This is a genomic window from Microbacterium festucae, assembly GCF_025421715.1.
Classification (GTDB): Bacteria; Actinomycetota; Actinomycetes; order Actinomycetales; family Microbacteriaceae; genus Microbacterium; species Microbacterium festucae.
In genome coordinates this window covers 526,165-549,238 of sequence record NZ_JAOEFC010000001.1, presented here as the reverse complement: position 1 = coordinate 549,238, position 23,074 = coordinate 526,165, and the positions used below count along the sequence as shown (strand labels likewise).

General features: G+C 73.3%; 21 protein-coding genes. 11 read left to right on the top strand and 10 right to left on the bottom strand.

Features of this window, described 5'->3' with window-relative positions:
• Positions 1-37 precede the first annotated feature (37 nt).
• Entirely contained in the window at positions 38-1,477 is a 1,440-nt protein-coding gene (locus N3K63_RS02420; RefSeq protein WP_261578363.1) for a PQQ-like beta-propeller repeat protein, read from the bottom strand.
• 60 nt (positions 1,478-1,537) lie between these two features.
• Positions 1,538-3,193: an ABC-F family ATP-binding cassette domain-containing protein gene (locus N3K63_RS02415; protein WP_261578362.1), complete on the bottom strand. Its 1,656-nt coding sequence runs from the start codon at positions 3,191-3,193 to the stop codon at positions 1,538-1,540.
• Positions 3,194-3,553: 360 nt separating this feature from the next.
• On the opposite strand from N3K63_RS02415, the gene N3K63_RS02410 reads away from it, so the two are divergent.
• Entirely contained in the window at positions 3,554-4,621 is a 1,068-nt protein-coding gene (locus N3K63_RS02410) for a heparan-alpha-glucosaminide N-acetyltransferase domain-containing protein (RefSeq protein WP_261578361.1), read from the top strand.
• Between the two features lie 5 nt (positions 4,622-4,626).
• Here N3K63_RS02410 and N3K63_RS02405 read toward each other — a convergent pair whose 3' ends face one another.
• Complete coding sequence (locus tag N3K63_RS02405) at positions 4,627-5,319, bottom strand: alpha/beta hydrolase (protein WP_261578360.1); 693 nt, start codon at positions 5,317-5,319, stop codon at positions 4,627-4,629.
• A 133-nt stretch (positions 5,320-5,452) separates the two neighbouring features.
• On the opposite strand from N3K63_RS02405, the gene N3K63_RS02400 reads away from it, so the two are divergent.
• Both N3K63_RS02400 and N3K63_RS02395 read left to right on the top strand, forming a co-directional pair.
• Entirely contained in the window at positions 5,453-6,118 is a 666-nt protein-coding gene (locus N3K63_RS02400; protein WP_261578359.1) for an NUDIX hydrolase family protein, read from the top strand.
• 194 nt (positions 6,119-6,312) lie between these two features.
• Positions 6,313-7,635: a cell division initiation protein gene (locus tag N3K63_RS02395; protein ID WP_261578358.1), complete on the top strand. Its 1,323-nt coding sequence runs from the start codon at positions 6,313-6,315 to the stop codon at positions 7,633-7,635.
• A 60-nt stretch (positions 7,636-7,695) separates the two neighbouring features.
• On the opposite strand, the gene N3K63_RS02390 is transcribed toward N3K63_RS02395, so the two are convergent.
• Both N3K63_RS02390 and N3K63_RS02385 read right to left on the bottom strand, forming a co-directional pair.
• Entirely contained in the window at positions 7,696-8,766 is a 1,071-nt protein-coding gene (locus N3K63_RS02390; protein ID WP_261578357.1) for a threonine aldolase family protein, read from the bottom strand.
• Between the two features lie 44 nt (positions 8,767-8,810).
• Positions 8,811-9,482, bottom strand: coding sequence for an SDR family NAD(P)-dependent oxidoreductase (locus tag N3K63_RS02385; RefSeq protein ID WP_261578356.1), 672 nt, complete (start codon positions 9,480-9,482; stop codon positions 8,811-8,813).
• A gap of 86 nt (positions 9,483-9,568) precedes the next feature.
• Here N3K63_RS02385 and N3K63_RS02380 point away from each other — a divergent pair, with 86 nt between their 5' ends.
• A complete protein-coding gene (locus N3K63_RS02380; protein WP_390895095.1) occupies positions 9,569-11,038 on the top strand; it encodes an MFS transporter in 1,470 nt (489 codons plus the stop codon).
• Positions 11,039-11,055: 17 nt separating this feature from the next.
• On the opposite strand, the gene N3K63_RS02375 is transcribed toward N3K63_RS02380, so the two are convergent.
• The gene (locus N3K63_RS02375; protein ID WP_261578354.1) at positions 11,056-12,465 is read right to left on the bottom strand and encodes a DUF6421 family protein; all 1,410 of its coding nucleotides are present in this window, start codon (positions 12,463-12,465) and stop codon (positions 11,056-11,058) included.
• A 90-nt stretch (positions 12,466-12,555) separates the two neighbouring features.
• Here N3K63_RS02375 and N3K63_RS02370 point away from each other — a divergent pair, with 90 nt between their 5' ends.
• From N3K63_RS02370 to N3K63_RS02350, 5 genes are all read left to right on the top strand, one after another.
• A complete protein-coding gene (locus N3K63_RS02370) occupies positions 12,556-13,014 on the top strand; it encodes an Lrp/AsnC family transcriptional regulator (RefSeq protein ID WP_261578353.1) in 459 nt (152 codons plus the stop codon).
• 87 nt (positions 13,015-13,101) lie between these two features.
• On the top strand, positions 13,102-14,259 hold the full coding sequence (locus N3K63_RS02365; protein WP_261578352.1) for a sensor histidine kinase: 1,158 nt from the start codon (positions 13,102-13,104) through the stop codon (positions 14,257-14,259).
• Complete coding sequence (locus N3K63_RS02360) at positions 14,256-14,900, top strand: response regulator (protein WP_261578351.1); 645 nt, start codon at positions 14,256-14,258, stop codon at positions 14,898-14,900. The genes N3K63_RS02365 and N3K63_RS02360 overlap by 4 nt, the downstream gene beginning before the upstream one ends.
• A gap of 113 nt (positions 14,901-15,013) precedes the next feature.
• A complete protein-coding gene (locus tag N3K63_RS02355) occupies positions 15,014-15,775 on the top strand; it encodes an ABC transporter ATP-binding protein (RefSeq protein WP_261578350.1) in 762 nt (253 codons plus the stop codon).
• Complete coding sequence (locus tag N3K63_RS02350; RefSeq protein ID WP_261578349.1) at positions 15,772-17,238, top strand: ABC transporter permease; 1,467 nt, start codon at positions 15,772-15,774, stop codon at positions 17,236-17,238. The genes N3K63_RS02355 and N3K63_RS02350 overlap by 4 nt, the downstream gene beginning before the upstream one ends.
• Before the next feature lie 69 nt (positions 17,239-17,307).
• Here the strand turns inward: N3K63_RS02350 and N3K63_RS02345 are convergent, their stop codons facing one another.
• Positions 17,308-17,808, bottom strand: coding sequence for a hypothetical protein (locus N3K63_RS02345; protein ID WP_261578348.1), 501 nt, complete (start codon positions 17,806-17,808; stop codon positions 17,308-17,310).
• A gap of 110 nt (positions 17,809-17,918) precedes the next feature.
• On the opposite strand from N3K63_RS02345, the gene N3K63_RS02340 reads away from it, so the two are divergent.
• Together N3K63_RS02340 and N3K63_RS02335 are read left to right on the top strand one after the other, a co-directional pair.
• Positions 17,919-20,378 (top strand): glycoside hydrolase family 3 protein, encoded by a 2,460-nt coding sequence (locus N3K63_RS02340; protein ID WP_261578347.1) that lies wholly within the window; start codon positions 17,919-17,921, stop codon positions 20,376-20,378.
• A gap of 26 nt (positions 20,379-20,404) precedes the next feature.
• Positions 20,405-21,037 carry a 2-phosphosulfolactate phosphatase gene (locus N3K63_RS02335; RefSeq protein WP_261578346.1) on the top strand — a complete coding sequence of 211 codons (633 nt, stop codon included), beginning with the start codon at positions 20,405-20,407 and terminating at the stop codon, positions 21,035-21,037.
• Between the two features lie 14 nt (positions 21,038-21,051).
• Here the strand turns inward: N3K63_RS02335 and N3K63_RS02330 are convergent, their stop codons facing one another.
• The 3 genes from N3K63_RS02330 to N3K63_RS02320 form a co-directional block, all read right to left on the bottom strand.
• On the bottom strand, positions 21,052-21,540 hold the full coding sequence (locus tag N3K63_RS02330) for a SprT-like domain-containing protein (protein WP_261578345.1): 489 nt from the start codon (positions 21,538-21,540) through the stop codon (positions 21,052-21,054).
• Between the two features lie 40 nt (positions 21,541-21,580).
• Entirely contained in the window at positions 21,581-22,102 is a 522-nt protein-coding gene (locus N3K63_RS02325; protein ID WP_261578344.1) for a hypothetical protein, read from the bottom strand.
• A gap of 87 nt (positions 22,103-22,189) precedes the next feature.
• Complete coding sequence (locus N3K63_RS02320) at positions 22,190-23,053, bottom strand: spermidine synthase (RefSeq protein ID WP_261578343.1); 864 nt, start codon at positions 23,051-23,053, stop codon at positions 22,190-22,192.
• Between the last annotated feature and the right edge of the window lie 21 nt (positions 23,054-23,074).

The window sequence follows — 23,074 nt, the reverse complement described above, 5'->3', positions numbered from 1 at the left end:
TCACCCCCACCGCCGACATCTGGCCCGCGGGAGCGGATCAGCGCAGCAGCTCGAGGCGGAAGCGACCGCCGCCGAGATCGGTCGTGCGCAGTGCGACACCGGCCTCCAACATCGTGCTCGACGTGCGGTCCACCGGGTCGGTCTCGAGGTTCCATGCCGTCTCACCGGTGGCGATGTCGTACGCCGTGGCCACCCCCGGCGAGGTGACCGAACCCCACTCCATCATGATGATCTGGCCGTTCGAGGTGCGCAGCGGCGCTCCCGAGTAGCCGGCCAGCGTCCAGGGCGCTCCCGTGGGCGGATGTACGGTCGTGTAGATCGCGTCGGCGATGTCGTGCACACGGGGAGTCACCACCAGCGCCCCCGGCAGGAGGTGAACGCCCACGTCGCCGACCTGTCCGCGATCGTCGACCACGGCGCCGTCGGACGGCGAGATGCGCTGCAGCAGCCCGTCAGCGGTCACGATCCAGACCGCCTCGTCATCCGACGCCGCGCTGATGACCTGATGGCTCCAGCACGCCTCACCGGTGCGGGTGTCGATGCCGGACAGTGCATACGGCTCGAGCGAGTCGTACACGATGGGCGTGGTCAGTACGTGGCCCGCCGCGACGAACACGCTCCCGTCGACCGTCCACCCGCGCGGTTCGCCGGACTCGAGCAAAACGGCATTGCCCCTGACGAAGAGGGAATCGGCAGCGAGGTCGAAGGGCACGCCGCCCTCGAACCAACCGACATCGAACTGCTCTCCCGTGACGGACCAGCGCGGTTCGAGGGTCGCGGCGTCGAGATAGGTCGCGGCGTCGCGCGTCGTGACGGCGAACCCCGACGGGTCCGCGGGGGCGATGAGGGCGGAGGCGGTGAGCCCGCCGCCCGGATGGATACCGCCCGCCCAGTCGCCGGGCAGGGTGCGTTCGGCGACGGCCTCGCCGGTGGCCAGGTCGTACATCGTCAGAGCGCTCTCCGTGAACGCGGGCGAGACACTATGGGACACCACGATGCGCTCGTCGAGTCCCGCGCTGGCGGGGGTGGCGACGGCGGCCGTCCCGTACGGCACCTCCGCCGACCAGAGGACCTCGGCGTCGTCGTGGTCAATCACCAGCAGTGTTGCGTCGCCGGTGCCGTAATCGCCCTGTACCAGCACGCCGGTGCGGGTGTCGTCGATGGCGAAGGGAGACGCGTACTTCCCTGTGACGTCGGCGAGCGTCGTCGCGGTCAGCGCGCCGTCGGTCGGAAGATCGAGGGCCTGCGCGTCGCGCCACGTCGTGTCGACAGTGGTAACGAGGCATGACGGCGTGGCGGAGGGTGTCGGGCTCGAGGGGGCGGGCGAGGCCGCGGGTGTCTCCGCCGGCGTGGCGGTCAGGCGCGGCACCACGACGAAGGCAGCGGCGATCCCGACGGCGAGGGCGACGAAGACAGCCAGGGTCCACGGCAGCCAGCGGCGGGATCGGGGGGCGGGGGCCGGTGCAGCGTCGGTCATCGTCTCTCCTTTCCGCGAGCCTATCGGGATGCGGCATCCGCCCCGCCCCGCCTCGTCCGGTCAGTGCTCCGACAGCTCCCCGCCCCGCAGCTCGAGGGTCAGGTCGGGGCCCAGGCGCTGCAGGAATCCGGTGTCGTGGCTGACCACCAGCACGGCCCCGCGGTAGGCCGACAGAGCATCGACGAGCTGGTCGAGCGTGTCGAGGTCGAGGTTGTTCGTCGGCTCGTCGAGCACCAGCAGCTGCGGCGGTGGGTCGGCCAGCAGCAGGCGCGCCAGCGCGACGCGGAACCGCTCGCCGCCCGACAGGGCCGACACCGGCCGCAGCACCGTGTCGCCGCGCACCAGGAACCGGGCGAGCCGGTTGCGCAGCTCGACGTCACCGACACCGGGAGCCGACGCCCGCACGTTCTCGAGCACGGAGGCGCCCTCGTCGAGGCCGTCGATGCGCTGCGACAGGTAGCCGATGCGGTCGGTGTGCGCGGTCGCCGTCGCCGAACTCCTCCAATCCGTCGCGGTTTCGCCCGTATCCGGCCCCCCGGCCCCGATTCCGTCCGGATTGGAGGAGTTTCGCGAGGCGTCGGCGAGCATCCGCTGCAGCAGGGTCGTCTTCCCGGCCCCGTTGGGCCCGACAAGGGCGACCCGCTCGGGGCCCTGCACGGTCCACGACCGCTCGGCGTCGCCGAGCGTCGCGATCCGCCGGCCCGCGGCCACGCCCGGATCGGGCAGGTCGATGCGCACCGACTCGTCGTCGCGCACGCGCCGCTCCGCCAGATCCAGGGCGCTGCGGGCCGCGGTCTCGCGGTCGGCCGCCGTGCCGCGCACCTTCCCGGCCGACACCTGCGCCGCCCGCTTCCGCGCGCCCGCGATGATGCCCGGCACCCGCTTCTCGATCTGGGCCTTGCGTCCCATCGCGGCGCGGGTGGCGATCACCTGCTCCTGCTGGATGCGGTCGCGCTTCTCGCGCCGCAGGTCGGCGCGCGCCGCCGTCTCGGCCTGCCGGGCTGCGGCCTGCTCGGCCTCCAGCCACTCCCGCCACTGCGAGTACGGGCCGCCGTAGACGCTCAGTCCGTTGCCGTAGAGCTCGGCGGTGTCGTCCATGAGCTCGAGCAGCGAGGTGTCGTGGCTGACGACGATCAGTGCCCCGCGCCACCCGCGTACGAGCTCGGAGAGGCGCGCGCGGGCATCGCCGTCGAGGTTGTTGGTCGGCTCGTCCAGCAGCGCGATCGGGGCGCCGCGCAGGCGCACGCCGACCAGCGCGGCCAGCACCGCCTCGCCGCCGGACAGCGATCCGATGCGGCGGTCGAGCGCCCCCGGCGGCAGCCCGGCCTCGGCGAGGGCCGCCGTGGCGCGCGCCTCGATGTCCCAGTCGTCGCCGACCGCGTCGAAGTGCGCCGGGTCGGGATCGCCCGACTCGATGGCGCGCACGGCGCGCACCGCGTCGCCGATGCCGAGCAGGTCGACGATCGGCCGGTCGGTGTCGAGGGTCAGCTGCTGGGGCAGCCGGTCGACGGTGCCGACCGTCGCCACCGAGCCGGCCGAGGGGGCCAGCTCGCCCGCGATCAGGCGCAGCAGGGTCGACTTGCCGGCGCCGTTGCGTCCGATGAGCCCGGTGCGTCCCGAGCCGAACGCGCCCGAGACGTCGCCGAGGGCGGGGGTGCCGTCGGGCCAGGTGAAGGAGAGGCGGTCGAGGACGACCGCAGGAGAAGTGTTGAGCATGGTGCCTCCCGGTGAGGGTCGGAGCGCACGCACGCAACGCCGGACACCGGGTAGCCCGGTGGAGACGGGGTCGACGTGCCTGCGCGGATCGGAAAGATGCGCAGACGCGTCGAAGAACGGGAGGCGAGAAGCCCCAGACCGGAGGTCGACGATCAGCGCGAGATCACAGCGCGGTCGCGTCGATACCCTTCAACGGTCTTCCTCACACTCGGGACAGGGACGCCAGCGAGGTTACCCCATCCACCTGGACGGGTCCAGAGGCGGGCGGATGCCGGTGGCTAGGCTGGCGGCACCGTCGGCACCCGTCAGCGGCGTCCGCCGGCTGCATCCACCAGTCGCGTCCACCAGTCGAGGAGGGGCATGTCGCACCCGCGTCCCGCCGTCGCCCCGCGCCGTCAGCCCGGGCGGCTGGTGATCCCCGATGTGCTGCGCGGCGTGGCGATCTTCGCGATGCTCGTCGCCCACGGCATCCCGCTGATGACCGACGTGCCGGCGACGGTCACCGTGCTCACGGGGATGCTCAACGACGTGGCATCGCCGTTGTTCGCCCTCGTCATGGGGATCTCGGCCCAGCTGGTGCTGGGGCGGCCGGCGGCCTCGCCGCGGGTCGTGACGCTGCAGCAGCTGGCGCGCGGGGTCATCCTCATCGTGCTCGGCGTGTGGCTGTCGATGTGGGGGAGCTGGGTGGCGATCGTGCTGTCGTTCCTCGGTCTCGTGCTGCTGGTCGGCGCCCCGCTGCTGCTGCTGTCGACGCGCGCGGTCGCCGCGCTCACCGTGGTGCTGCTGCTGGCGTCGGAGCCCCTCATCACGTGGCTGAACCAGGTGCTCGCGCCGCTGGCGGGGTCGTCGACGGCGGGGAGTCTGGTGGCGGGGTGGATCAGCATGAACCCGCACTACCGGCTCGTGAACCTGCTGCCGATGTTCCTCGCCGGCGCGCTGCTGCTGCGGGTGGGACTGCCGTCGTCGTGGACGGCGGTCGCCGTGGCCGGCTTCGTCGGGATCGCCGGGTTCAGTGCCAACCAGGCGGTCGCCGCGGTGCAGGGGTACCCGCCCGCCTCGGGAACGTGGGCCGACACGGCCCGTGACATCGGCCTGGTCGCGCTGGCGTATGCCGCGGTCGCGGGCCTCGCCGCGATCCGGCGTCCGGGGGTGCGGCGCGTGGTCGATGCGGTGTTCGTGCCGCTGCGTGCCTGCGGCTCGGTCGCGCTCAGTCTCTACGTCGTGCAGGTCGCACTGATCGCCTGGTGGTCGTCGCAGGGGCTCGGCTGGCACGGCAACCACCCCGTGCCGTGGCTCGTGCTCGTGCCGGGGCTCATGGTGCTGGGAACGCTCTGGTGGCGCTTCGTCGGGCTCGGACCGGTGGAATGGCTGATGGGCGTGGTCACCGGGCGGTATGCCTGGCGACCGGCATCCGTTCGTCGCGGCTGACCCGATCAGGCGGGGGCGGATGCCGCGGGCTGCGCGTCGAGTTCGCCGAGCCGTTTGGTGAGGAAGGCCACGACGTCGTCGAGTTCGTCCTGCGACACGCTGTGGGCCAGGCCCGGGTACACGCGTCCACTGAGGTCGACGTGCGCGGGGAGCCAGGCCACCGAGTGCTCGACGAGGGGGGCGGGGATCACCTCGTCGCGCGCGCCGCGCCCCCAGAACACGGGTGGTCGCAGCGCGGCGAGGCGCTCGTCGCCCGCAACGGGGGCGGGGTCGGCGTATCCGGCGAGGTCGACGACGAAGGCGAACGCCTCGGGGCGCAGTCGCAGCGCCTGCAGGGCGATCACCCCGCCCTGCGAGAAGCCGAGCAGGCCGACCGGCCCGTCGTGGGCGAGGGTGTCGAGCCAGGCGAGGAAGCGCTCCGCGGCCGCGGTGGTGCTCACGGGGTCGTGGCGCCGCAGGCCCTCGATGGGGAACCACGACCAGCCCGGCGTGGGGAACGGCGGCGCCAGCGGTGCGCGCACCGCGGCGATCGTCACGCCGTCCGGAAGGTGGGGGACCAGGGCGAAGAGGTCCTGCTCGTGGGATCCGTAACCGTGCAGCAGCACGAGCAGCGGCCTGCCCGCCCGGTCGCCCGGCGCGTGCGACCACACCACGGCGTCGGCATCCAGCTCGGGGATCTCCGCCCCCGCGCCCGCCATGCCCACTGCTCCCGAAGCGCCAGTTCCCGAACCGTCCGTCATACCGCCCCATCCAACCAGCCACCCCCGACACCCGCACCCACCACCCGCCCCGCCCCCACTCCCGCGGCGGGGGCTGAGGTATACATGGACCATGGCCGTTCGCACCCCCGACCCCGACCCGAACGAGCGCGGCGACGAGGATCCCCGCGACCCGCTGCGCGGGCTCGGCGACGGGTTCGGACGGTCCGGGCATCCGCTCGGCGACGGGTCGTTCGGCTCGCCGGCGCCCGGCAACGCGGCCAACCCGGGCTGGCTCACCGACGTCGAGCTCGCCGAGGCGCGACGCCGCCTGCCGATCCTCTACGTCGAGGCGCTGCCGGTGCGCACCGACGGCGTCGGCACCGTGACCGAGGTCGGCATCCTGTTGCGGGCGACCCCCGTCGGCGAGATCACCCGCACGCTCGTGTCGGGGCGTGTGCGCTACGGCGAGACGGTGCGCGACGCCCTCTTCCGTCACCTCGAGAACGACCTCGGGCCGATGGCCTTCCCGCTGCTGCCGCCGCAGCCGCTGCCGTTCACGGTGGCCGAGTACTTCCCGATCCCCGGCGTCAGCGCCTTCCACGACGACCGCCAGCACGCCGTGTCGCTCGCGTTCGTCGTGCCGGTGACCGGCACGTGCGAGCCGCGCCAAGACGCCCTCGAGGTCACCTGGATGCCGCCCGAAGAGGCCGCATCCGACACTCTCGCCGCCGAGATGGAGGGCGGCCGCGGCACCCTCGTGCGCCTGGCCCTGGCCAGTGTCGGGGCCCTGCGCTGACCGCCGCCCCACCCACCCCGCACCCACCCGGCGACCGCCGCCCCACCCACCCGCCGCACCCGCCGCCGACCGCGTGTTCACGCGGGTCCCGCGACCCGGTATCCTTCCTCCTGTCGGCCTACCCGGGGCCGGCATCCACCCCGTCGTCGCGTGAAGGATCCGCGGCGGCCCCTGCGTGAAACCGGAGTGCGCCCGTGCCCGATCAGCCTTCGTCCCGTGACCAGGATCCGTCGCCGTTCGACGAGCTGATCAGCGCCTCGTCCGGCCAAGGCGGGGGCGCGTTCACCACCGTGTTCCGCGGCTACGACAAGAGCGAGGTGGATGCCGCGATCGCCGCGCTCTCGTCGCGCCAGAGCGCGCACACCGGCGAGCTCAGCGGCGCCAAGAGCGAGGCCGACGCGCTCGCCCGCGAGGTGGAGGACCTCAAGGATCGCTACCGGCGGGCGGTGGCCACCGCCAAGACCCACGCCAAGAAGGTCGAGCAGCTCGAGGCCGACCTCGCCGTCGAGACGGCGAAGGCCTCCAACGCCGAAGAGAAGGTGCAGGCGCTCACCGAAGAGCTCGTCGCCGCCCCCGGCGAGTCGGCCAACCGGCACCAGTTCGAAGAGGTGCTGCACGTCGCCGAAGAGCAGGCGAGCGTCATCATCAAGAACGCGTCGATCCAGGCCGACCGCCTCATGGAGGCCGCGCACGAAGAGACCCAGAACCGGCGCGGTCAGGCGCAGGCCGATGCCGAGGCCATCCGCGCCCGTGCCGAGCACGACGCCCAGCAGGTGCGCCTGCGCATCGACACCGAGCTGACCGCGCACCAGGCCGAGCTCGAGCGTCAGGCCGCCCACGCCGCCGAGAAGGTGTCGCAGGCCGAGCAGGAGGCCGCCGCGATCCGCACCGAGGCCGAGAAGGGCGCCGCGTCGCTGCGGGCGCTGGTGGCGCGCGAGACCGAGCAGCAGCGCGCCGAGGCCGAAGACGCCGTGCGCGAGCTGCGCGTGCGCACCCTCGAGTTCGAGGAGTCCCTCACCCGCCGTCAGGACGACGCGCAGCAGGAGTTCCTCACCCTCCACAACCAGGCCGTCGCCCACGCCGAGCGCATCACGCAGGACGCCAACGACCAGGTGGCCGCGTCGCTCGACCACGCCCAGCGGGTCTCGGCGAAGGCCGATGACTTCGACCGCCTGATGCGCGCGCAGGCGCTGCAGATCGAGGCCGATGCCGATGTGCGTGCGCGCGAGCACCTCGAGCGGGCGCGGGTGAAGGCGCAGAAGATCATCGACACCGTCACCGCCCACTCGCAGGGCGTGCTGCGCGACGCCGAAGACCGCGCGCGCTCGCTGCGCTGGCAGCAGCACCAGCTGTCGAGCTTCATGGCCGAGGTCAAGGACCTCATGCGCACCGACACCGCGCCCTCGGCATCCGCGGCCTCGGCATCCGCAGTCACCGTGGCGGGCGTGCCCGCCGAGGATGCCGCTGCCGTCATCGACGAGGCCGAGGCCATCGTCGAGGCCGCCGACAACGCCTGACCGACCCCCTCGCCGATCGCTGCCTCCGCCCCGCGGAGGAGCGGCAGCGGCGGCGTCGGGTCAGCGCGCGGTGGTCAGCCGCGACAGCTCGGCCACGAACAGGTCGATGTCGCCCGGGTCGGTGTCGAACGAGCACATCCAGCGCACCTCGTTCTTCGCGGCATCCCAGTCGTAGAAGCGGAACCGCTCGCGCAGCCGGTCGGCGACGCCGTCGGGAACGGTCGCGAAGACGCCGTTGGACTGGGTGGGCTGGGTGAAGGCGACGCCCGCGATCGAGCCGTCGCCGAGCCCCGCCGCCACCGCGGCGCGCAGGCGCGCGGCCATCGCGTTGGCGTGGCGCGCGTTGCGCAGGTAGAGGTCGCCGTCCAGCAGCGCGATCAGCTGCGCCGAGATGAAGCGCATCTTGCTGCCCAGCTGCATGTTGAGCTTGCGCAGGTACTGCAGACCCGTGGATGCCGCGGGGTCGAGCACGACGATCGCCTCCGCGCCCAGGGCGCCGTTCTTGGTGCCGCCGACGCTCAGCACGTCGACGCCGACGTCGCGGGTGAACGCGCGCAGGGGCAGGCCGAGCGCGGCGGCGGCGTTGGCGATGCGCGCGCCGTCGAGGTGCACGCGCATGCCCAGCCCATGGGCGTGGTCGGTGATCGCGCGGATCTCGTCGGGCGTGTAGAGGGTGCCGAGCTCGGTGGACTGCGTGATCGACACGACCAGCGGCTGTGCGCGGTGCTCGTCGCCCCAGCCCCACGCCTCGCGGTCGATGAGCTCGGGGGTGAGCTTGCCGTCGTCGGTGGGCACACCGAGGATCTTGATGCCGCCGACGCGCTCGGGCGCGCCGCCCTCGTCCACGTTGATGTGCGCGGTGGTCGCCGCCACGACCGCGCCCCAGCGGGGGAGCATCGACTGCAGCCCGACGACGTTGGCTCCGGTGCCGTTGAACACCGGGAAGGCCTCCACGCCCTCGCCGAAGTGGTGGGTGAACACCTCCGCCAGCCGCGCGGTGTAGTCGTCCTCGCCGTAGGCGCGCTGGTGTCCGTCGTTGGCGGCGGCCACGGCCGCGAGCACGTCGGGGTGCACGCCGGAGTAGTTGTCGCTAGCGAAGCTGCGGATGCTGGTGTCGTGCAGGGTCATCACGATCGTCCAGCCTACGACGCCGGCCCCCTCCCGGGCGGGGCCGGTCAGGCGAGCTCGACGATGCGGTCGTTGACCGCGTCGGCCGGCTGCCCCCACAGCCCGAGGAAGGCCGCGGCCAGCGCCGCTTCGAGCCCCGCCAGCGCGCGCACCCGGAAGACGACGGAGGCCGCGGCCGGCGGCACCCCGCGATCGCGGGCGTCCTTCGCGAAGCCGTGCGCGACCGCGCGGGTCCAGGCCTCGCTCGCGGCCTTCACCGCCGCGTAGGCGGCGCCCCCGGCGAGGGGACGGGCCACCGCGGTCGACGAGACGATCGCGAGCCGCCCGGCGGGCGCCGCGCGCAGGTCGGCGTCGAAGACCCGGCTGACGTGGCGCAGCGCCGTGAGCGAGACCTCGAGCGCGCGGAAGTCGGCGTCGGACTGACCGGCCAGGCCTCCGCCGCCGCGCCAGCCGCCGACCAGGTGCAGCACGCCGTCGACGGGGCCGTGCGCGTCGTGCACGCGGGCGGCGAGCCGGGCGACATCGCCCTCGTCGGCGAGGTCGCAGCGGAAGGTGCCGACCGGCGGCAGATCGCGGCGCAGGGCGTCGAGCTTCGCCGCGTCACGGCCGGCGACGAGCACCGTCGCCCCGGCCTCGACGGCGGCTGCCGCCACGACCCGTCCGGCGGCGCTGGTGCCGCCGGCGAGCAGGATCGTGCGACCGTGCACGGGGTGGGTCATGCCTGTCATCCTGTCACCCGGTTCCGCATGTCGGCGGTCCGCGTTATCCTCGCCGCATGACCGACCCGACCGGGGGGCCGTCGGCCGTGACCCCGTCCGAGCCCCGCGCCGCCGCCTCCGACGCCACCGCCGAGGTCGACGTCAGCGAGGCGGGCGGCGCGACCGAGCTCGCGCCGCCCGGCGGCGAGCGCGTGTTCCTGCAGGTGCTCATCACCACCGCCGTCGCCAACGTGACGACCAGCTACCTGTGGTTCGCCCTCACCTTCTGGGCCTACCTCGAGACGCAGTCGGTGCTGGCGACGGGTCTCATCGGCGGCGCCTACATGCTGCTCATCGCGCTGTTCGGCATGCTGTTCGGCACCGTGGTCGACCGTCACCGCAAGCACCGCGTCATGCTCGTCTCGGGGGTCATCACCCTCGCCGCCTTCCTGGTGTGCGGGGCGATGTGGATCGCGCTGGGCGAAGACGCGCTCATCGACCTCGGTCAGCCCTGGTTCTGGCTGTTCGCCACCGTGCTGCTGGCCGGCGCGGTCATCGAGAACCTCCGCAACATCGCCCTGTCGACCACGGTGACCCTGCTGGTGCCCGTCGAGCGCCACGCCAACGCGAACGGCCTCGTCGGCACCGTGCAGGGCATGGCGTTCATGGTGACCAGCATCTTCAGCGGCCTGTCGGTGGGCCTGCTCGGCATGGGGTGGACCCTCGCCCTGGCGATCGTGTTCACGGTGCTGGCGTTCCTCCACCTGCTGATCATCCGCATCCCCGAGCGGGAGCCCGCCGCGCCCGCCGAGAAGGCGCCGCTCATCGACCTGCGGGGCAGCTGGCGGGCGGTCTCGGCCGTCGGCGGGCTGTTCGCGCTCATCCTGTTCTCGATGCTCAACAACCTCGTCGGCGGCGTGTACATGGCCCTCATGGACCCGTACGGCCTGACGCTGTTCCCCGTGGAGTGGTGGGGCGTCATCCTGGGCATCACCGCCACCGGCTTCATCATCGGCGGCGGTCTCATCGCCAAGTTCGGGCTCGGCCGCAACCCCATCCGCACCATGCTGCTGTTCGTCATGGTGATGGGCGCGCTCGGGTCGCTGTTCACGGTGCGGGAGTGGGGCTGGCTGTACATCGTCGGCATCTGGGCGTACATGTGCCTCATCCCGGTGATCGAAGCCAGCGAGCAGACCGTCATCCAGAAGGTCGTCCCCTACGAGACGCAGGGGCGGGTGTTCGGGTTCGCGCAGGCCTTCGAAGCGGCAGCGGCGCCCGTCACGGCGTTCCTCATCGCGCCGCTGGCGCAGTTCTGGATCATCCCCTACATGAACTCCGACGCCGGGCGCGACACGTGGGGCTGGCTCCTGGGCGACGGAGAAGCGCGCGGCATCGCGCTGGTGTTCTTCTTCGCGGGCATCGTGATGATCGTCATCGCCGCCCTCGCCTTCACCACCAAGGCCTATCGCACGCTGTCGGCCGAGTACGTCGACCAGCCGGCATCCGTCCCCGCCGACGGCACGCCGGCCCCCGCCGTGCACTCCCGCGCGGGCTCCGCCGACGTCGACGGGGCGTAGCGCGCTCGGGGCCGTGCTCAGGTGGCGGGGTCCGTGTCCGCCGTGCGTCCGGTGATGCCCGCGGTCGAGGCGATGACCGCGCGCATCTTCTTCTCCAGCGCCTCGTAGAACATCGACAGTGGGAACTCGTCGTCGCGCACGGCGTCGGTGTAGCCCGCCGGGGGACCGGCGAGCACCTCGTCGGGCAGCCCCCGCGCCCACTGCGAGGCCGGGTGCGGGGTCAGCACGCCGCGCACGAGGTCGTAGGCGGCCAGCCAGTGCGCCGTCTTGGGGCGGTCGATCGAGCGCCAGTAGAGGTCGTCGATCGCGTCGGCGAGGGCCACGACCGCGGCCGGCACCTCGTCCCAGTCGAAGGTGAGGGCGGTGTCGGTCCAGTGCAGCACGCCGCGCTGGTGCAGCCACGCGAACAGCAGCTGCCCGCCGAGGCCGTCGTAGTTGCGCACGCGCGCGCCGGTGATCGCGAACCGGAAGATGCGGTCGAAGATCACCGCGTACTGCACGAGCACGGCCTGGCTGCGCAGCTCGACATCGACCTCGTCGAGGTCGCCGGCCGCCTCCAGCCGCTGCTGCAGCCGCACGCACTCGCGGAACGCGGTGAGGTCGCAGCGCAGCTCCTCCAGCGAGTACAGGAAGTACGGCATCCGCTGCTTGATCATGAACGGATCGAACGGCAGATCGCCGCGCATGTGCGTGCGGTCGTGGATGAGGTCCCACATCACGAACGTCTTCTCGGTGAGCTGCTGGTCGGCGAGCATGCGCGCCGCCGCTTCGGGCAGATCGAGCTTGGTGATGCGCGCCGCGGCCGCGACGACCCGGCGGTAGCGCGCGGCCTCGCGGTCTTGGAAGATCGCCCCCCACGTGAAGGTCGGGATCTCGCGCATCGCGACCGTCTCGGGGAACAGCACCGCCGAGTTCGTGTCGTATCCGGGCGTGAAGTCGATGAACCGCAGCGACACGAACAGTCCGTTGGTGTACTCGGTCTCGAGCCGGTCGATGAACTCGGGCCAGATGACCTCGCACAGCACTGCTTCCACCAGGCGGCTGCGCGAGCCGTTCTGCGTGTACATCGGGAACACGACCAGGTGGGCGAGACCGTCGACCCGATCCCGCTGCGGCTGGAAGCGGGTGAGGGCGTCGAGGAAGTCGGGCACGCCGAAGCCGCCGTCGACCCAGCGCCGGAAGTCCACCGGCAGGGCGGCGAGGTAGTCGGCGTCGTGGGGGAAGAGTGGGCTCAGCGCCTCGATGGCCGCCACGATCGCCGCGACGTGGGCGCGGGCGACGGGGTGGTCGGTGGCCTCCGGCACCGCGCCGTCGGCGGCCTGCAGTTGCTGCAGCGCGGTGGCGGCGCCCTTCAGCGCCAGCCAGTCGGGGTGCCGGGCGAGGTCGGCGGTGGCGCGGTCCTCGCCGGGCGCACGGGGCGTGGTCATCGTCATGGCTCGTCCTTTCGTCGTTCGGAGTCTAGGAAACGCATCGGCTGCAAGCCCTTCTCGCCGGAAGAATTCCGGTACTCTCCTGTCGTGCCCGCATCCGCCCTCGACGACATCGACCTGCGACTCCTGCGCGTGGTCGCCGCCGACGGCCGCGCCACGCTCGCCCGCTTGGCCGCCGAGTCGGGTCTGTCGGTGTCGGCCGTGCAGGCGCGCATCAAGCGGCTCGAGGCGCGGGGGGCGATCACCGGCTATCGCGCCGTGGTCGACCCCGATGTCGTGGGCGTGCCGCTGTCGGCGTTCATCGAGATCACCCCGCTCGATCCGGCTCAGCCCGACAACGCCCCCGAGCTGCTCGAGCACCTGCCCCAGATCGAGGCGTGCCACTCCATCGCCGGCCAGGCCGCCTACATGCTGTTCGTGCGCGTCGCCTCGCCGCGTGATCTCGAGGCCCTCATCCGCGACATCCGCCAGGCCGCCGCCGTCAACACCCGCACCACCGTGGTGCTGCAGACCTTCTTCGAGAACCGCGCCGCCGTCCCGCGCTGACGCGCCCGCCCTCCTCCACGCCCCGCCGCGACCGCATACATCGCCAGGCGGATGCCGGACGGATGCCGCCTCGCGTAGCGTCGAAGGGTGTTCCGAGACGTGTCCCGCCCCCGCCTGATCGTCAGCGTGAGCGTGGCAGGCCTGTTCGCGGTCGTCGCGTTCTTCCTTGAGCTCTCGGCCGGAAGCGACCTCGCCTTCAACGCGCTGTCAACGGTGCTGTTCGTGGTCGCGATGGCGGTGAGCCTCGCGCTGACCACGGTCTCGCCCGCGCTGGCCCTCACGGCGGCCTGGGTGGGGGCGATCATCCAGATGGCCTTCGGTCGCGACCCGAGTCCCACCGACCTGCCGGTGTTCATCGCGCTGTACGCCAGCGCCGCCTACGGCGGCCGGCGCACCTTCTGGGCCGGATTCGTCTCGGTGTTCGTCGGGTCGGCCGCCATCGTCGTCTACCTCTACGCCCGCGTGGTGGGGGTCACGGGGGGTCTCGCACTGGCCGATGTGGCCACCGCCGTGGCCGTGCTCGTCGCGGCGCTGTTCGGGCTGGGCCTGGCGTGGACCATCGGCGCGCTCGTGCGCGCCGTGATCCGCGGGCGCGAGAACCGGGCCGCGCAGGTGCGCGCCGAGTCCGAGGCGGCCGCCGAGCAGGAGCGGGTGCGCATCGCCCGCGACATGCACGACGTGGTGGCCCACTCGCTCGCGGTCGTCATCGCCCAAGCCGACGGCGCGCGCTACGCCGCCGCGCACGACCCGGATGCGGCGACCGCGGCCCTCGGCACCATCTCCACGACGGCGCGGGCGGCGCTGTCCGACGTGCGCCTGCTGCTCACGCAGCTGCGCCACTCGCAGACCGAAGGGCCCCAGCCCACCCTCGCCGACCTCGAGACGCTGTACGCGCAGGTGCGCGCCGCCGCGGTCGACCTGCGCGTCGACGTCGACCCCGCGCCGGTGGCCGAGCCGCCGGCCGCGGTGCAGCTGGCGGTCTACCGCATCCTGCAGGAGGCGCTCACCAATGCGCTGCGCCACGGCGGGGCGGGTCCGGTGCGGGTCGGGCTGTCGTGGCATCCTGACCGGGTGGAGATCGACGTGCGCAACGCGCTGGCGCCGGGGCACCGTGCCGCCTCGGGCGGCCACGGCCTGGTGGGCATGGGGGAGCGGGCCGCGCTCGTGGGCGGGGCGCTGCAGGCCTCGCCGATGGGTGACGAGTTCGCCGTGATCGCCACCCTTCCCCTCCGGAGCGTCGCATGAGCGGCCCCATCCGCGTCGTGCTCGTCGACGACCAGGCGCTGTTCCGCGCCGGCATCCGCATGGTCATCGACTCGCAGCCCGACCTCGAAGTCGTCGGCGAGGCCGGCGACGGCAGGCAGGGGATCGCGGTCGTCGAGCAGACCCGCCCCGACGTCGTGCTGATGGACATCCGGATGCCGGTGATGGACGGTCTGGCAGCGACGGCCGAGCTGCTGGAGCGCCCCGACCCGCCCCGCGTCGTGATGCTCACGACGTTCGACCTCGACGAGGCCGCCGCCCGCGCCATCCGGCAGGGGGCGAGCGGCTTCCTGCTGAAAGACGCCGACCCCGAGTTCCTGCTCGCCGCCATCCGCACCGTGCACTCCGGGTCGTCGGTGATCGCCGCCGCGGCCACCCGCGAGCTGTTCGCGCAGTTCACCGCGCCGGTGCGCGAGGCCCCGCCGAGCTATGCGGCCCTCACCGAGCGCGAGCGCGAGATCTTCGCGCTCGCCGCCCGCGGGCTCTCCAACGCCGAGATCGCCGCGCGCGAGTTCCTCTCCGAGGCCACCGTCAAGACCCACATCAGCCGCGTCCTCACCAAACTCGGACTGCGCGACCGCGTGCAGCTGGTGGTCTTCGCGTTCGAGCACAACCTCGCCTGACGCGCACCGCGCCGCCGGTGCCGGCAGCGGCCGGTCAGATCATCCGTGCGATGTATCCGGCAGCGACCGGGGGCGGATGCCGGGGGCCGGGGCCCGTCCGTAGCGTCGGCCACATGGAAATCACCACCAGCGAGCTGGGCCTGGCCGCCCGCGTCCAGCGCCTCACCAAGACCTACGGCACCGGCGAGACCGGGGTGCACGCCCTCGACGGGGTGACCGTCGGCATCCGTCGCGGCGAGTTCACGGCGATCATGGGCCCGTCGGGCTCGGGCAAGTCGACGCTTATGCACATCATGGCCGGCCTCGACGCGCCCTCGTCGGGGCGGGCGTGGATCGGCGACACCGACATCACCGACCTCTCCGACCTGGAGCTCACGGTGCTGCGCCGCCGCCGCGTCGGGTTCGTGTTCCAGTCGTTCAACCTCGTGCCCACCCTCGACGCGATCGGCAACATCCTGCTGCCCTTCGACCTCGACGGCCGGCGTCCCAGCGCCCTCGAGCGCGCCCGCATCGACGGCCTCGTCGACACGCTCGGCCTCGGGCCGCGGCTGCGCCACCGCCCGCACCAGCTGTCGGGCGGTCAGCAGCAGCGCGTCGCGATCGCGCGGGCGCTGGCCACGGCCCCCGACCTCGTCTTCGCCGACGAGCCCACCGGCAACCTCGACTCCCGCTCCGGGCGCGAGGTGCTGGCGCTGCTGGCGGCCGCCAGCCGCGAGCATGGGCAGTCGATCGCGATGGTCACCCACGACCCGATCGCCGCGGCCGCCGCCGATCGCGTGCTCTTCCTCGGCGACGGACGTCTCGTCGCCGACAAGCCCCGGCAGAGCGCCGAGCAGATCTCGGCTCACATGCTCGCCGCCGAGGTGCCGGCATGAGTGCGCTCACCGCGGTCTCCGGGCCCGCCGCGACGGCAGCCCCGCGCCGCCGCGTCGACACCGCCTGGCTGCGCGAGCGCGGCATGGGGGCCACGGTGCTGGTGGCCGCCATCTCCACCGCGTTCGGCGTGCTGCTGCTGAGCACCACCGCCTTCCTCGGCCAGTGGCTGCGCAGCGACCCCTACATCGGCGGCGGCGAGACGGTGACCATCGTGGTCGGCATCCTCAGCGTGCTGCTGCTGGGCGTCGCGGTCTACGTCGCCGCGATCGTCACGGCCAACACCTTCGCCACGATCGTCGCCGGACGCACCCGCCGCATCGCGCTGCTGCGCCTCATCGGCGCCTCGGCGCGCTCGCAGCGCAGCGAGATCGCCCGGCAGGGGCTGACGGTGGGCGCGATCGGCGCGGCCATCGGGCTGGTCGGCGCTGCGCTTGCGGCCTGGGGGCTGATCGAGGTGGCGCGCACCGTGCTCGACATCGCCGCGAGCGTGTCGGTCGTGCAGCCGGTGCTGCTCGTTCCCGCCGTCGTCGTGGCCGCCGTCACCGGCGCGGCCGCCTGGGCGGGGTCGCGGCGGGTGCTGACGGTGACGCCGCTGCAGGCGCTCGCCGGGTCGACGCCGCGCAGCCACGAGGAGGCGAGCTCGTCGCGCGGTCGGGCGATCGCCGCGATCGGCCTGGTCGTCACGGGCTTGGCCCTGCTGGCGCTGGGCATCGTGGCGGGCCTGGTGACCCCGGCCGGGGTGATCGTCGCCTTCGCCGGCGGCCTCCTCTCCTTCACCGGGCTGACTCTCGGCGCGGTGCAGGTGATGCCCCCGCTGCTGCGCCTGACGGGGCGGCTGTTCGGCTCGTCGGTGCCGGCACGACTGGCATCCGAGAACGCGCTGCGCTACCCCGAGCGCTCCAGCCGCATGGCGATCGGCGTCGTCATGGGCGTCGCGCTGGTGACGATGTTCGCCGTCGCCAACGAGAGCGTGAAGGGGGTGATCACCGCCTCGGGCGGCGGCGACATGCCCGTCGAGATGGCGCAGCTGCTCGACACCTTCACCGGCGTCATGATGGGCCTGGTCGGGGTGTCGGCGATCATCGCCGCGGTGGGCCTGGTGAACCTGCTGACGATCGGGGTGGTGCAGCGTCGCCGCGAACTGGGACTGCTGCGGGCGCTCGGGCTCACGGCATCCCAGGTGCGCCGGGTCGTGCTGCTCGAGGCGGCGCACGTGACGGTGACCTCGCTGCTGTTCGGGCTGCTGCTGGGCGTGGCCTACGGCTGGGCGGGCGCGCAGTCGCTGCTCGGGTCGGTGCAGATCCCGCCCGACTGGTCGTCGCCGACGTTCGTCGCCCCCGGGATGCCGTGGGTCACGCTGGCGGTGGTCGTCGCCGCGACCGCGGTGCTGACCGCGCTCGCCGCCGTCGTGCCCACGCGCCTGGCCACCCGGGTGAGCCCCGTGGCGGCCCTGGCGGAGTAAGCCGCACGCCCCGGTCCCGGTCGCGCCCGCACGGGTGGGCCGGGACCGGGGCGGCGCGCTGCGCGGGTGTCAGCCGGCGGACTCGGGGTCGTGGGCCCAGGTGGGCGCGAGGGCGCGGATGCGCGCCGCGCGCCACTGCCACACGCCCCACAGCACCGGCCAGAACGCCGGGGCCGCGGCCCCGCCGATCACCAGCCGCTCGCGCCACAGGGTGCGGCCGGGGTCTCCGGGCGCGGGCGCGACGGCGAGCTGGTGGTCCCACACGTCGAGGGCGGCCAGCGGTCCCGTCAGCGGGATGCCGCTGTCGCGCATGATGCGCACCGGACCGTGGGCGTCGTCGACGCGGCGGTCGCTGATGTGGATCAGCTGCGCGCCGAGCGAGGCGCCGAGCGCGCGCAGGCGCACCGGCACATCGGCGCCGGCCTCGAGGGTGGTCGGCAGCCCTTCCGCGGCGAGCGGTTCGAGCGCGAGGAACGGGCCGTACAGTTCGGCGACGGCGCGCGGGGAGTGCAGTGCCCGCCACGCGGCATCCGCATCGCAGTCGATGACGAGTTTCAGGTGCACGCGCATCGCCCCAGTCTCACACCGTGGGCCCGCATCCGCCACTAGCCGTCGAATCGTTTCGATGGCATACTGGCCCGATACGCTGTGAGAACGCTCCCACGACTGGAATCCCCACCATGCCTCTCTCCCCCGCCATCGAGTCCGGCGACCGCTCGCACTCCCTCGCCCCCGTCGAGTCGGTCGCGCAGATCTCGACGCTGCTGCTCGACACCGACCCCACGCTCGACCCCGCCCTGGCCGCACTGGCGCGGCAGGCGGCCGCCGAGGGCGCGGTGCTGCTGGCCAACGACGGCACGCTGCCGCTGGGCGCCGAGCGCCCCGTCGCCGTGTTCGGACGGGTGCAGGTCGACTGGTTCGCGGTCGGATACGGCTCGGGCGGCGACGTGAAGGTCCCTTACATCTGGAACCTGCTCGCCGGGCTGCGCGACGCCGGTGTGCAGGTCGACGCGGAGCTGGCCGCCGCCTACACCGCCTGGTCGGGCGAGAACCGTCCCCGTCACGACGGCACCTGGGGCCAGTGGCCGCACCACTTCCCCGAGATGCCGCTCGACCCCGCCCTGGTCACCGCCGCCGCCGAGCGCGCCGACACCGCGATCGTCGTGATCGGTCGCGCCGCCGGCGAGGCCCGCGAGAGCACCCTCGAAGACGGCAGCTTCCACCTCACCGCCGACGAGCGGGCGATGCTGGATGCCGTCACCGCGGCCTTCCCGCACACCGTCGTCGTCATCGACGCGGGCAACGTCATGGACCTCTCGTGGATCGCCGGCTACGGCCCGCGCATCGCCGCCGTGCTCTACGCCTGGCAGGGCGGCATGGAGGGCGCGCGCGCCGTCGCCGCCGTGCTGGCGGGCGAGGTCGCCCCGAGCGGCAAGCTCACCGACACGATCGCCTGGTCGTACGCCGACTACCCGAGCTCCGACAACTTCGGCGACCCCGATCGCAACGAGTACCGCGAAGACATCTTCGTCGGCTACCGCTACTTCGAGACCTTCGCCCCCGAGCGCGTGCAGTACCCGTTCGGCTTCGGCCTGGGCTACGCCACGTTCGCCGTCGACGTGATCCAGACGGCCGTCGACGGCGGCACCCTCGCCGTCGTGGCCGACGTGCGCAACACCGGCGACCGGCACAGCGGCAAAGAGACCGTGCAGGTCTACATCGAGGCCCCGTCGGTGGCGCTCTCGCAGCCGGCGCGGCGCCTGGCCGGATTCGCCAAGACCGCCCTGCTCGCCCCCGGAGAGAGCGAGCGCGTCCGCATCGAGATCGCCCTCGACGACCTCGCCTCCTACGACGACACCGGCGCCACCGGTCACCGCAGCGCATGGGTGCGCGAGGCCGGCGACTACGTCATCCACGTCGGCACCGACGTGCGCTCGGCCTCCCGTGCCGGCGTCGTGACGCAGGACGAGCCGCAGGTGGTGCGCCAGGTGACCGAGGCCGCCGCCCCCGTGCACGCCTTCCCCCGCATGACTCGGGCGACCGACGCCGACGGCCGCGCCGTCGCCGGATGGGAGGACGTGCCCACGGCCACCGTGTCCCGTCGCGCCCGCATCCTCGACACCCTCCCCGCCGAGGTGCCCCTCACCGGCGACCGCGGCATCCACCTCGACGACGTGGCCGCCGGCACCGCCGAGCTCGACGCGTTCCTCGCGCAGCTGAGCGTCGAGGAGCTGTCGCTGCTGGCCCGCGGCGACGTCACGATGCACAGCCCGCTGGGCGTCGCCGGCAACGCCGGCGTGCTGGGCGGGGTGGCCGAGTCGCTGCGCGCCAAGGGCGTGCGCCCGATCACCACGACCGACGGACCCTCCGGCATCCGTGTCTCGGCGTACGCCTCGCTGCTGCCGTGCGGCACCGCGCTGGCCTCCACCTGGAACCTGCCGCTCGTGCGCGAGCTCACCACCCGCCACGGCGAGGAGATGGTGCGCAAGGGCTCCGACGTGCTGCTGAGCCCCGGCATGAACATCCACCGCGACCCGCTGTGCGGCCGCAACTTCGAGTACTTCTCCGAAGACCCCCTGGTCACCGGCCGCACCGCTGCCGCGGTCGTGCAGGGCGTGCAGGCCAACGGCGTGGCCGCGTGCCCCAAGCACTTCGCCGCCAACAACCAGGAGACCAACCGCACCCGCAACGACTCGCGCGTCTCGGAGCGCGCGCTGCGCGAGATCTACCTGCGCGGGTTCGAGCTGTGCATCCGCGAGGCGCGGCCGCTGGCCCTCATGACCTCGTACAACCAGATCAACGGCGTGTGGGCGCACTACCACCACGATCTGGTCACCACGATCCTGCGTGACGAGTGGGGCTTCACCGGCACCGTCATCACCGACTGGTGGATGGAGGATGCCGTCGACCCCGACTTCCCGGCCCTCGCCGACAACGCCTACCGTGTGCGCGCGCAGGTCGACGTGCTCATGCCGGGCGGGGTCAAGACCGACGAGGGGCCGCAGGCCTACGCCGACGAGACGATCCTCGCCTCGTATGCGCAGCCCGAGGGCATCACGCTCGGCGAGCTGCAGCGCACCGCCCGCAACGTGCTGCGACTGGTGCTCGCCCTGGCGCCCACCGTCGACGCCCGAGCCTGACCGCGCCCGCCGCGTACGCTGTTGCGGTGAGCTCGCCGTTCGACCAGTCCCGCTATCAGGTCCGCCTCGAGTGGGGCGTCGACGGTCTCGACCGTCTGGCCCCCGCCGACGTCGTGATCGTCGTCGACGTGCTGCGGTTCTCGTCCACGGTCACCGCCGCCGTCGCCGGCGGCGAGGCGGTGCCGCTGGATGAGGCCGCCCACGCGGTGTCGCTCAACGGCGCCGCGGTCGCCGAGCGGGCAGCCGGCACCGGTGCGGTGGTGCTGCTGGGCTGCCTGCGCAACGCCGCGGCCGTGGCCCGCGCCGTGCTCGCCGAGCAGACGCGCCGCGCCGCACGCACCTCCATCGCCGTCATCGCGGCGGGGGAGCGCGACGGGCGCAGCGGCCCGGTGCGCGTCGCCGTGGAAGACCTGCTCGGGGCGGGCGCCGTCGTCGACGCGCTCAGCGCGCTGGGCATCGACCACACCGCTCCCGAGGCGGCGGCGGCCTGCGAGGCGTTCCGCGGACTGCGCGGGGCGACCCGGCATCTGCTCACGGCATCCGGTTCGGGGCAGGAGCTCATCGACGCGGGTCGCCGCGACGAGGTGTTGGCGGCCGCCGTGGTCGACGACACCGACGCGGTGCCGCTGCTGCGCGCCGGCGTGTTCGCGGGGGCCTGAGCGCCGGGGCCGCTTCAGCGCGGCGTCATCGCCGACAGGCGGGTGGCCGGGGTGATCTCGCGCCGGTTCCACTGGAAGAGGAACCGTTCGTCGAACCGGCGCGAGCACTTCGCGCACGACGTCGCCCGCGTCGCCTGGCGGTGCCGGTAGGCCACGTGCCCGGCCGGGCACACGCCCACCCACGGGGCGAGCTCGGTGGCCGTCTCGCCGTGATGGGTGGTGCCGCCGGTGTACCCGATCGACCGCGCGACCCGCTTCCAGCGCGCGCCGTGGCCGGCTTCGGCGCCGGCGAGGGCGTGGGCGACCTCGTGCAGGAGGGTCTGGTGGTTGGTCTCGTCGTCGTAGCGCGCCGACAGGTAACGCGACACGGTGATGCGACGCCGGGTGTAGTCGCACGCCCCCGCGCGACGCTTGGCGTTGTCGAAGGCGAACGACCACCCGGCATCCAGGTGCGTCGCGATGAGCAGCTCCGCCTCGCGGCGGACGTGAGCGGGTTCTGACATGCGAGAACGCTAGAACATACCTACGACACGCGGGGCGCGGTCAGCTCGCCACGCGGCTGCGGCGGCGGTCGGCGGCTTCGATGGCCAGCAGCGTCGACTCCAGCTGGTCTTCGGGCGCGCCCGACTCCTGGCGCAGGAACAGCGTGCGCTTGAAGTCGCTGCGGGCCTCGTCGAACTCGCCGGCGTCGAAGTGCACCTTGCCGCGGTGCTGCAGCGCGAACGCGGCCAGCGCCGCCCAGCCCTGGCCCTCGGCCTCGTCGGCGCAGGTGGTCAGCTCCTGCTCGGCGGCGGCGTAGGCGCCGCGCATCTGCAGGATCGTCGCGTGCAGGATGCGGGCGCGCAGCAGGTCTTTGCGGGGACCGGCCATGCGGGCCACGCGCACCGACTGCTCCGACACCGTCAGCGCCTCGTCGAGCCGGTCGAGCACCTTCAGCAGCCACACCCGCTCGAGCAGGGCCGCGAGACTGCGCTGGTCGCCCAGCTCGTCCAGTCGGTCGCGGCACCGCGCCAAGTCGACCTGCTCGCGCAGGGTCTCCGGATCGTAACCGAGGATGTAGCTCACGTGACTCCCTTCGCCCCCACCAGGCTCGCCGTCCAGTCTCACCCGGCCGCCCGGGAAAGTGCTCCGGGCACGCCGGGAGCGCCCCGGTCAGACGTCGAAGACGGACGACGCGGGCTTGGGCGACGCGGTCGCGTCGGCGTCGGTGACCACCCGGGCGCCGCGCACGAACTCGTCGATCTCGGCGCCCTGCGCCACCTTCGCGGGGTGGGGGCCGGCGGCCATGAGGCGCGGCAGCCAGCCGGTGGGCAGCGGCGCGGCCGACGCGGCGATCACCAGGTTGCCGAACCGGCGGCCCTTCAGCGTCTGCACTTCGGCCAGCACGATCGTGTGCGGCAGCACCTCGCGCACGGTCGCGACCTCGCGACGCGCGAAGGCCAGGCCCGCCCCGTCGGCGACGTTCACCAGCAGCACGCCCTCGGGGGAGAGCAGGCGCGCCAGCACCTGGAAGTACTCGATGCTCGTGAGGTGCGCGGGGGTCTGCGCGCCGGCAAATACATCCGACACCACCAGGTCGGCCGCTCCCACGAGCCCTGCGGGCAGGCGCGAGGCCACGTCGCGGGCGTCGCCGATACGCACCCGCAGCTGGCCGCCGCGCGGCAGCGGCAGGGCGCTGCGCACCAGGTCGACCAGCGGCTGCTCCAGCTCCACCACCTGCTGCCGCGAGCCGGGGCGGCTGTGCTCGATGTAGCGGGGCAGGGTGAGGGCGCCGGCGCCGAGGTGCACGGCCGTCAGCGGCTGCCCCGGCATCCGCAGCTGATCGATCACGGCGGCCATCCGGGCGACGTACTCGAAGTGCAGGTGCGTCGGGTCGTCGAGGTCGACGTGCGACTGCGGGGTGCCGTCGACGTCGAGCTCCCAGCCCGCCGCGAACCGGCTCGGCACGACGCGCGCGATCGTCCCGTCGCTCAGCCGCACCTGCGGGGCGGGTTCTTCGACGTGTGCACGGGCCATGTGCCCACGCTACCGGCGCGA

Excerpts from the sequence above, each read along its gene's own strand:
- N3K63_RS02420 (WP_261578363.1), bottom strand. The coding sequence starts at position 1,477 with ATGACCGACGCTGCACCGGCCCCCGCCCCCCGATCCCGCCGCTGGCTG.
- N3K63_RS02415 (WP_261578362.1), bottom strand. The coding sequence starts at position 3,193 with ATGCTCAACACTTCTCCTGCGGTCGTCCTCGACCGCCTCTCCTTCACC.
- N3K63_RS02410 (WP_261578361.1), top strand. The coding sequence starts at position 3,554 with ATGTCGCACCCGCGTCCCGCCGTCGCCCCGCGCCGTCAGCCCGGGCGG.
- N3K63_RS02405 (WP_261578360.1), bottom strand. The coding sequence starts at position 5,319 with ATGGCGGGCGCGGGGGCGGAGATCCCCGAGCTGGATGCCGACGCCGTG.
- N3K63_RS02400 (WP_261578359.1), top strand. The coding sequence starts at position 5,453 with ATGGCCGTTCGCACCCCCGACCCCGACCCGAACGAGCGCGGCGACGAG.
- N3K63_RS02385 (WP_261578356.1), bottom strand. The coding sequence starts at position 9,482 with ATGACCCACCCCGTGCACGGTCGCACGATCCTGCTCGCCGGCGGCACC.
- N3K63_RS02375 (WP_261578354.1), bottom strand. The coding sequence starts at position 12,465 with ATGACCACGCCCCGTGCGCCCGGCGAGGACCGCGCCACCGCCGACCTC.
- N3K63_RS02360 (WP_261578351.1), top strand. The coding sequence starts at position 14,256 with ATGAGCGGCCCCATCCGCGTCGTGCTCGTCGACGACCAGGCGCTGTTC.
- N3K63_RS02355 (WP_261578350.1), top strand. The coding sequence starts at position 15,014 with ATGGAAATCACCACCAGCGAGCTGGGCCTGGCCGCCCGCGTCCAGCGC.
- N3K63_RS02350 (WP_261578349.1), top strand. The coding sequence starts at position 15,772 with ATGAGTGCGCTCACCGCGGTCTCCGGGCCCGCCGCGACGGCAGCCCCG.
- N3K63_RS02345 (WP_261578348.1), bottom strand. The coding sequence starts at position 17,808 with ATGCGCGTGCACCTGAAACTCGTCATCGACTGCGATGCGGATGCCGCG.
- N3K63_RS02340 (WP_261578347.1), top strand. The coding sequence starts at position 17,919 with ATGCCTCTCTCCCCCGCCATCGAGTCCGGCGACCGCTCGCACTCCCTC.
- N3K63_RS02330 (WP_261578345.1), bottom strand. The coding sequence starts at position 21,540 with ATGTCAGAACCCGCTCACGTCCGCCGCGAGGCGGAGCTGCTCATCGCG.
- N3K63_RS02320 (WP_261578343.1), bottom strand. The coding sequence starts at position 23,053 with ATGGCCCGTGCACACGTCGAAGAACCCGCCCCGCAGGTGCGGCTGAGC.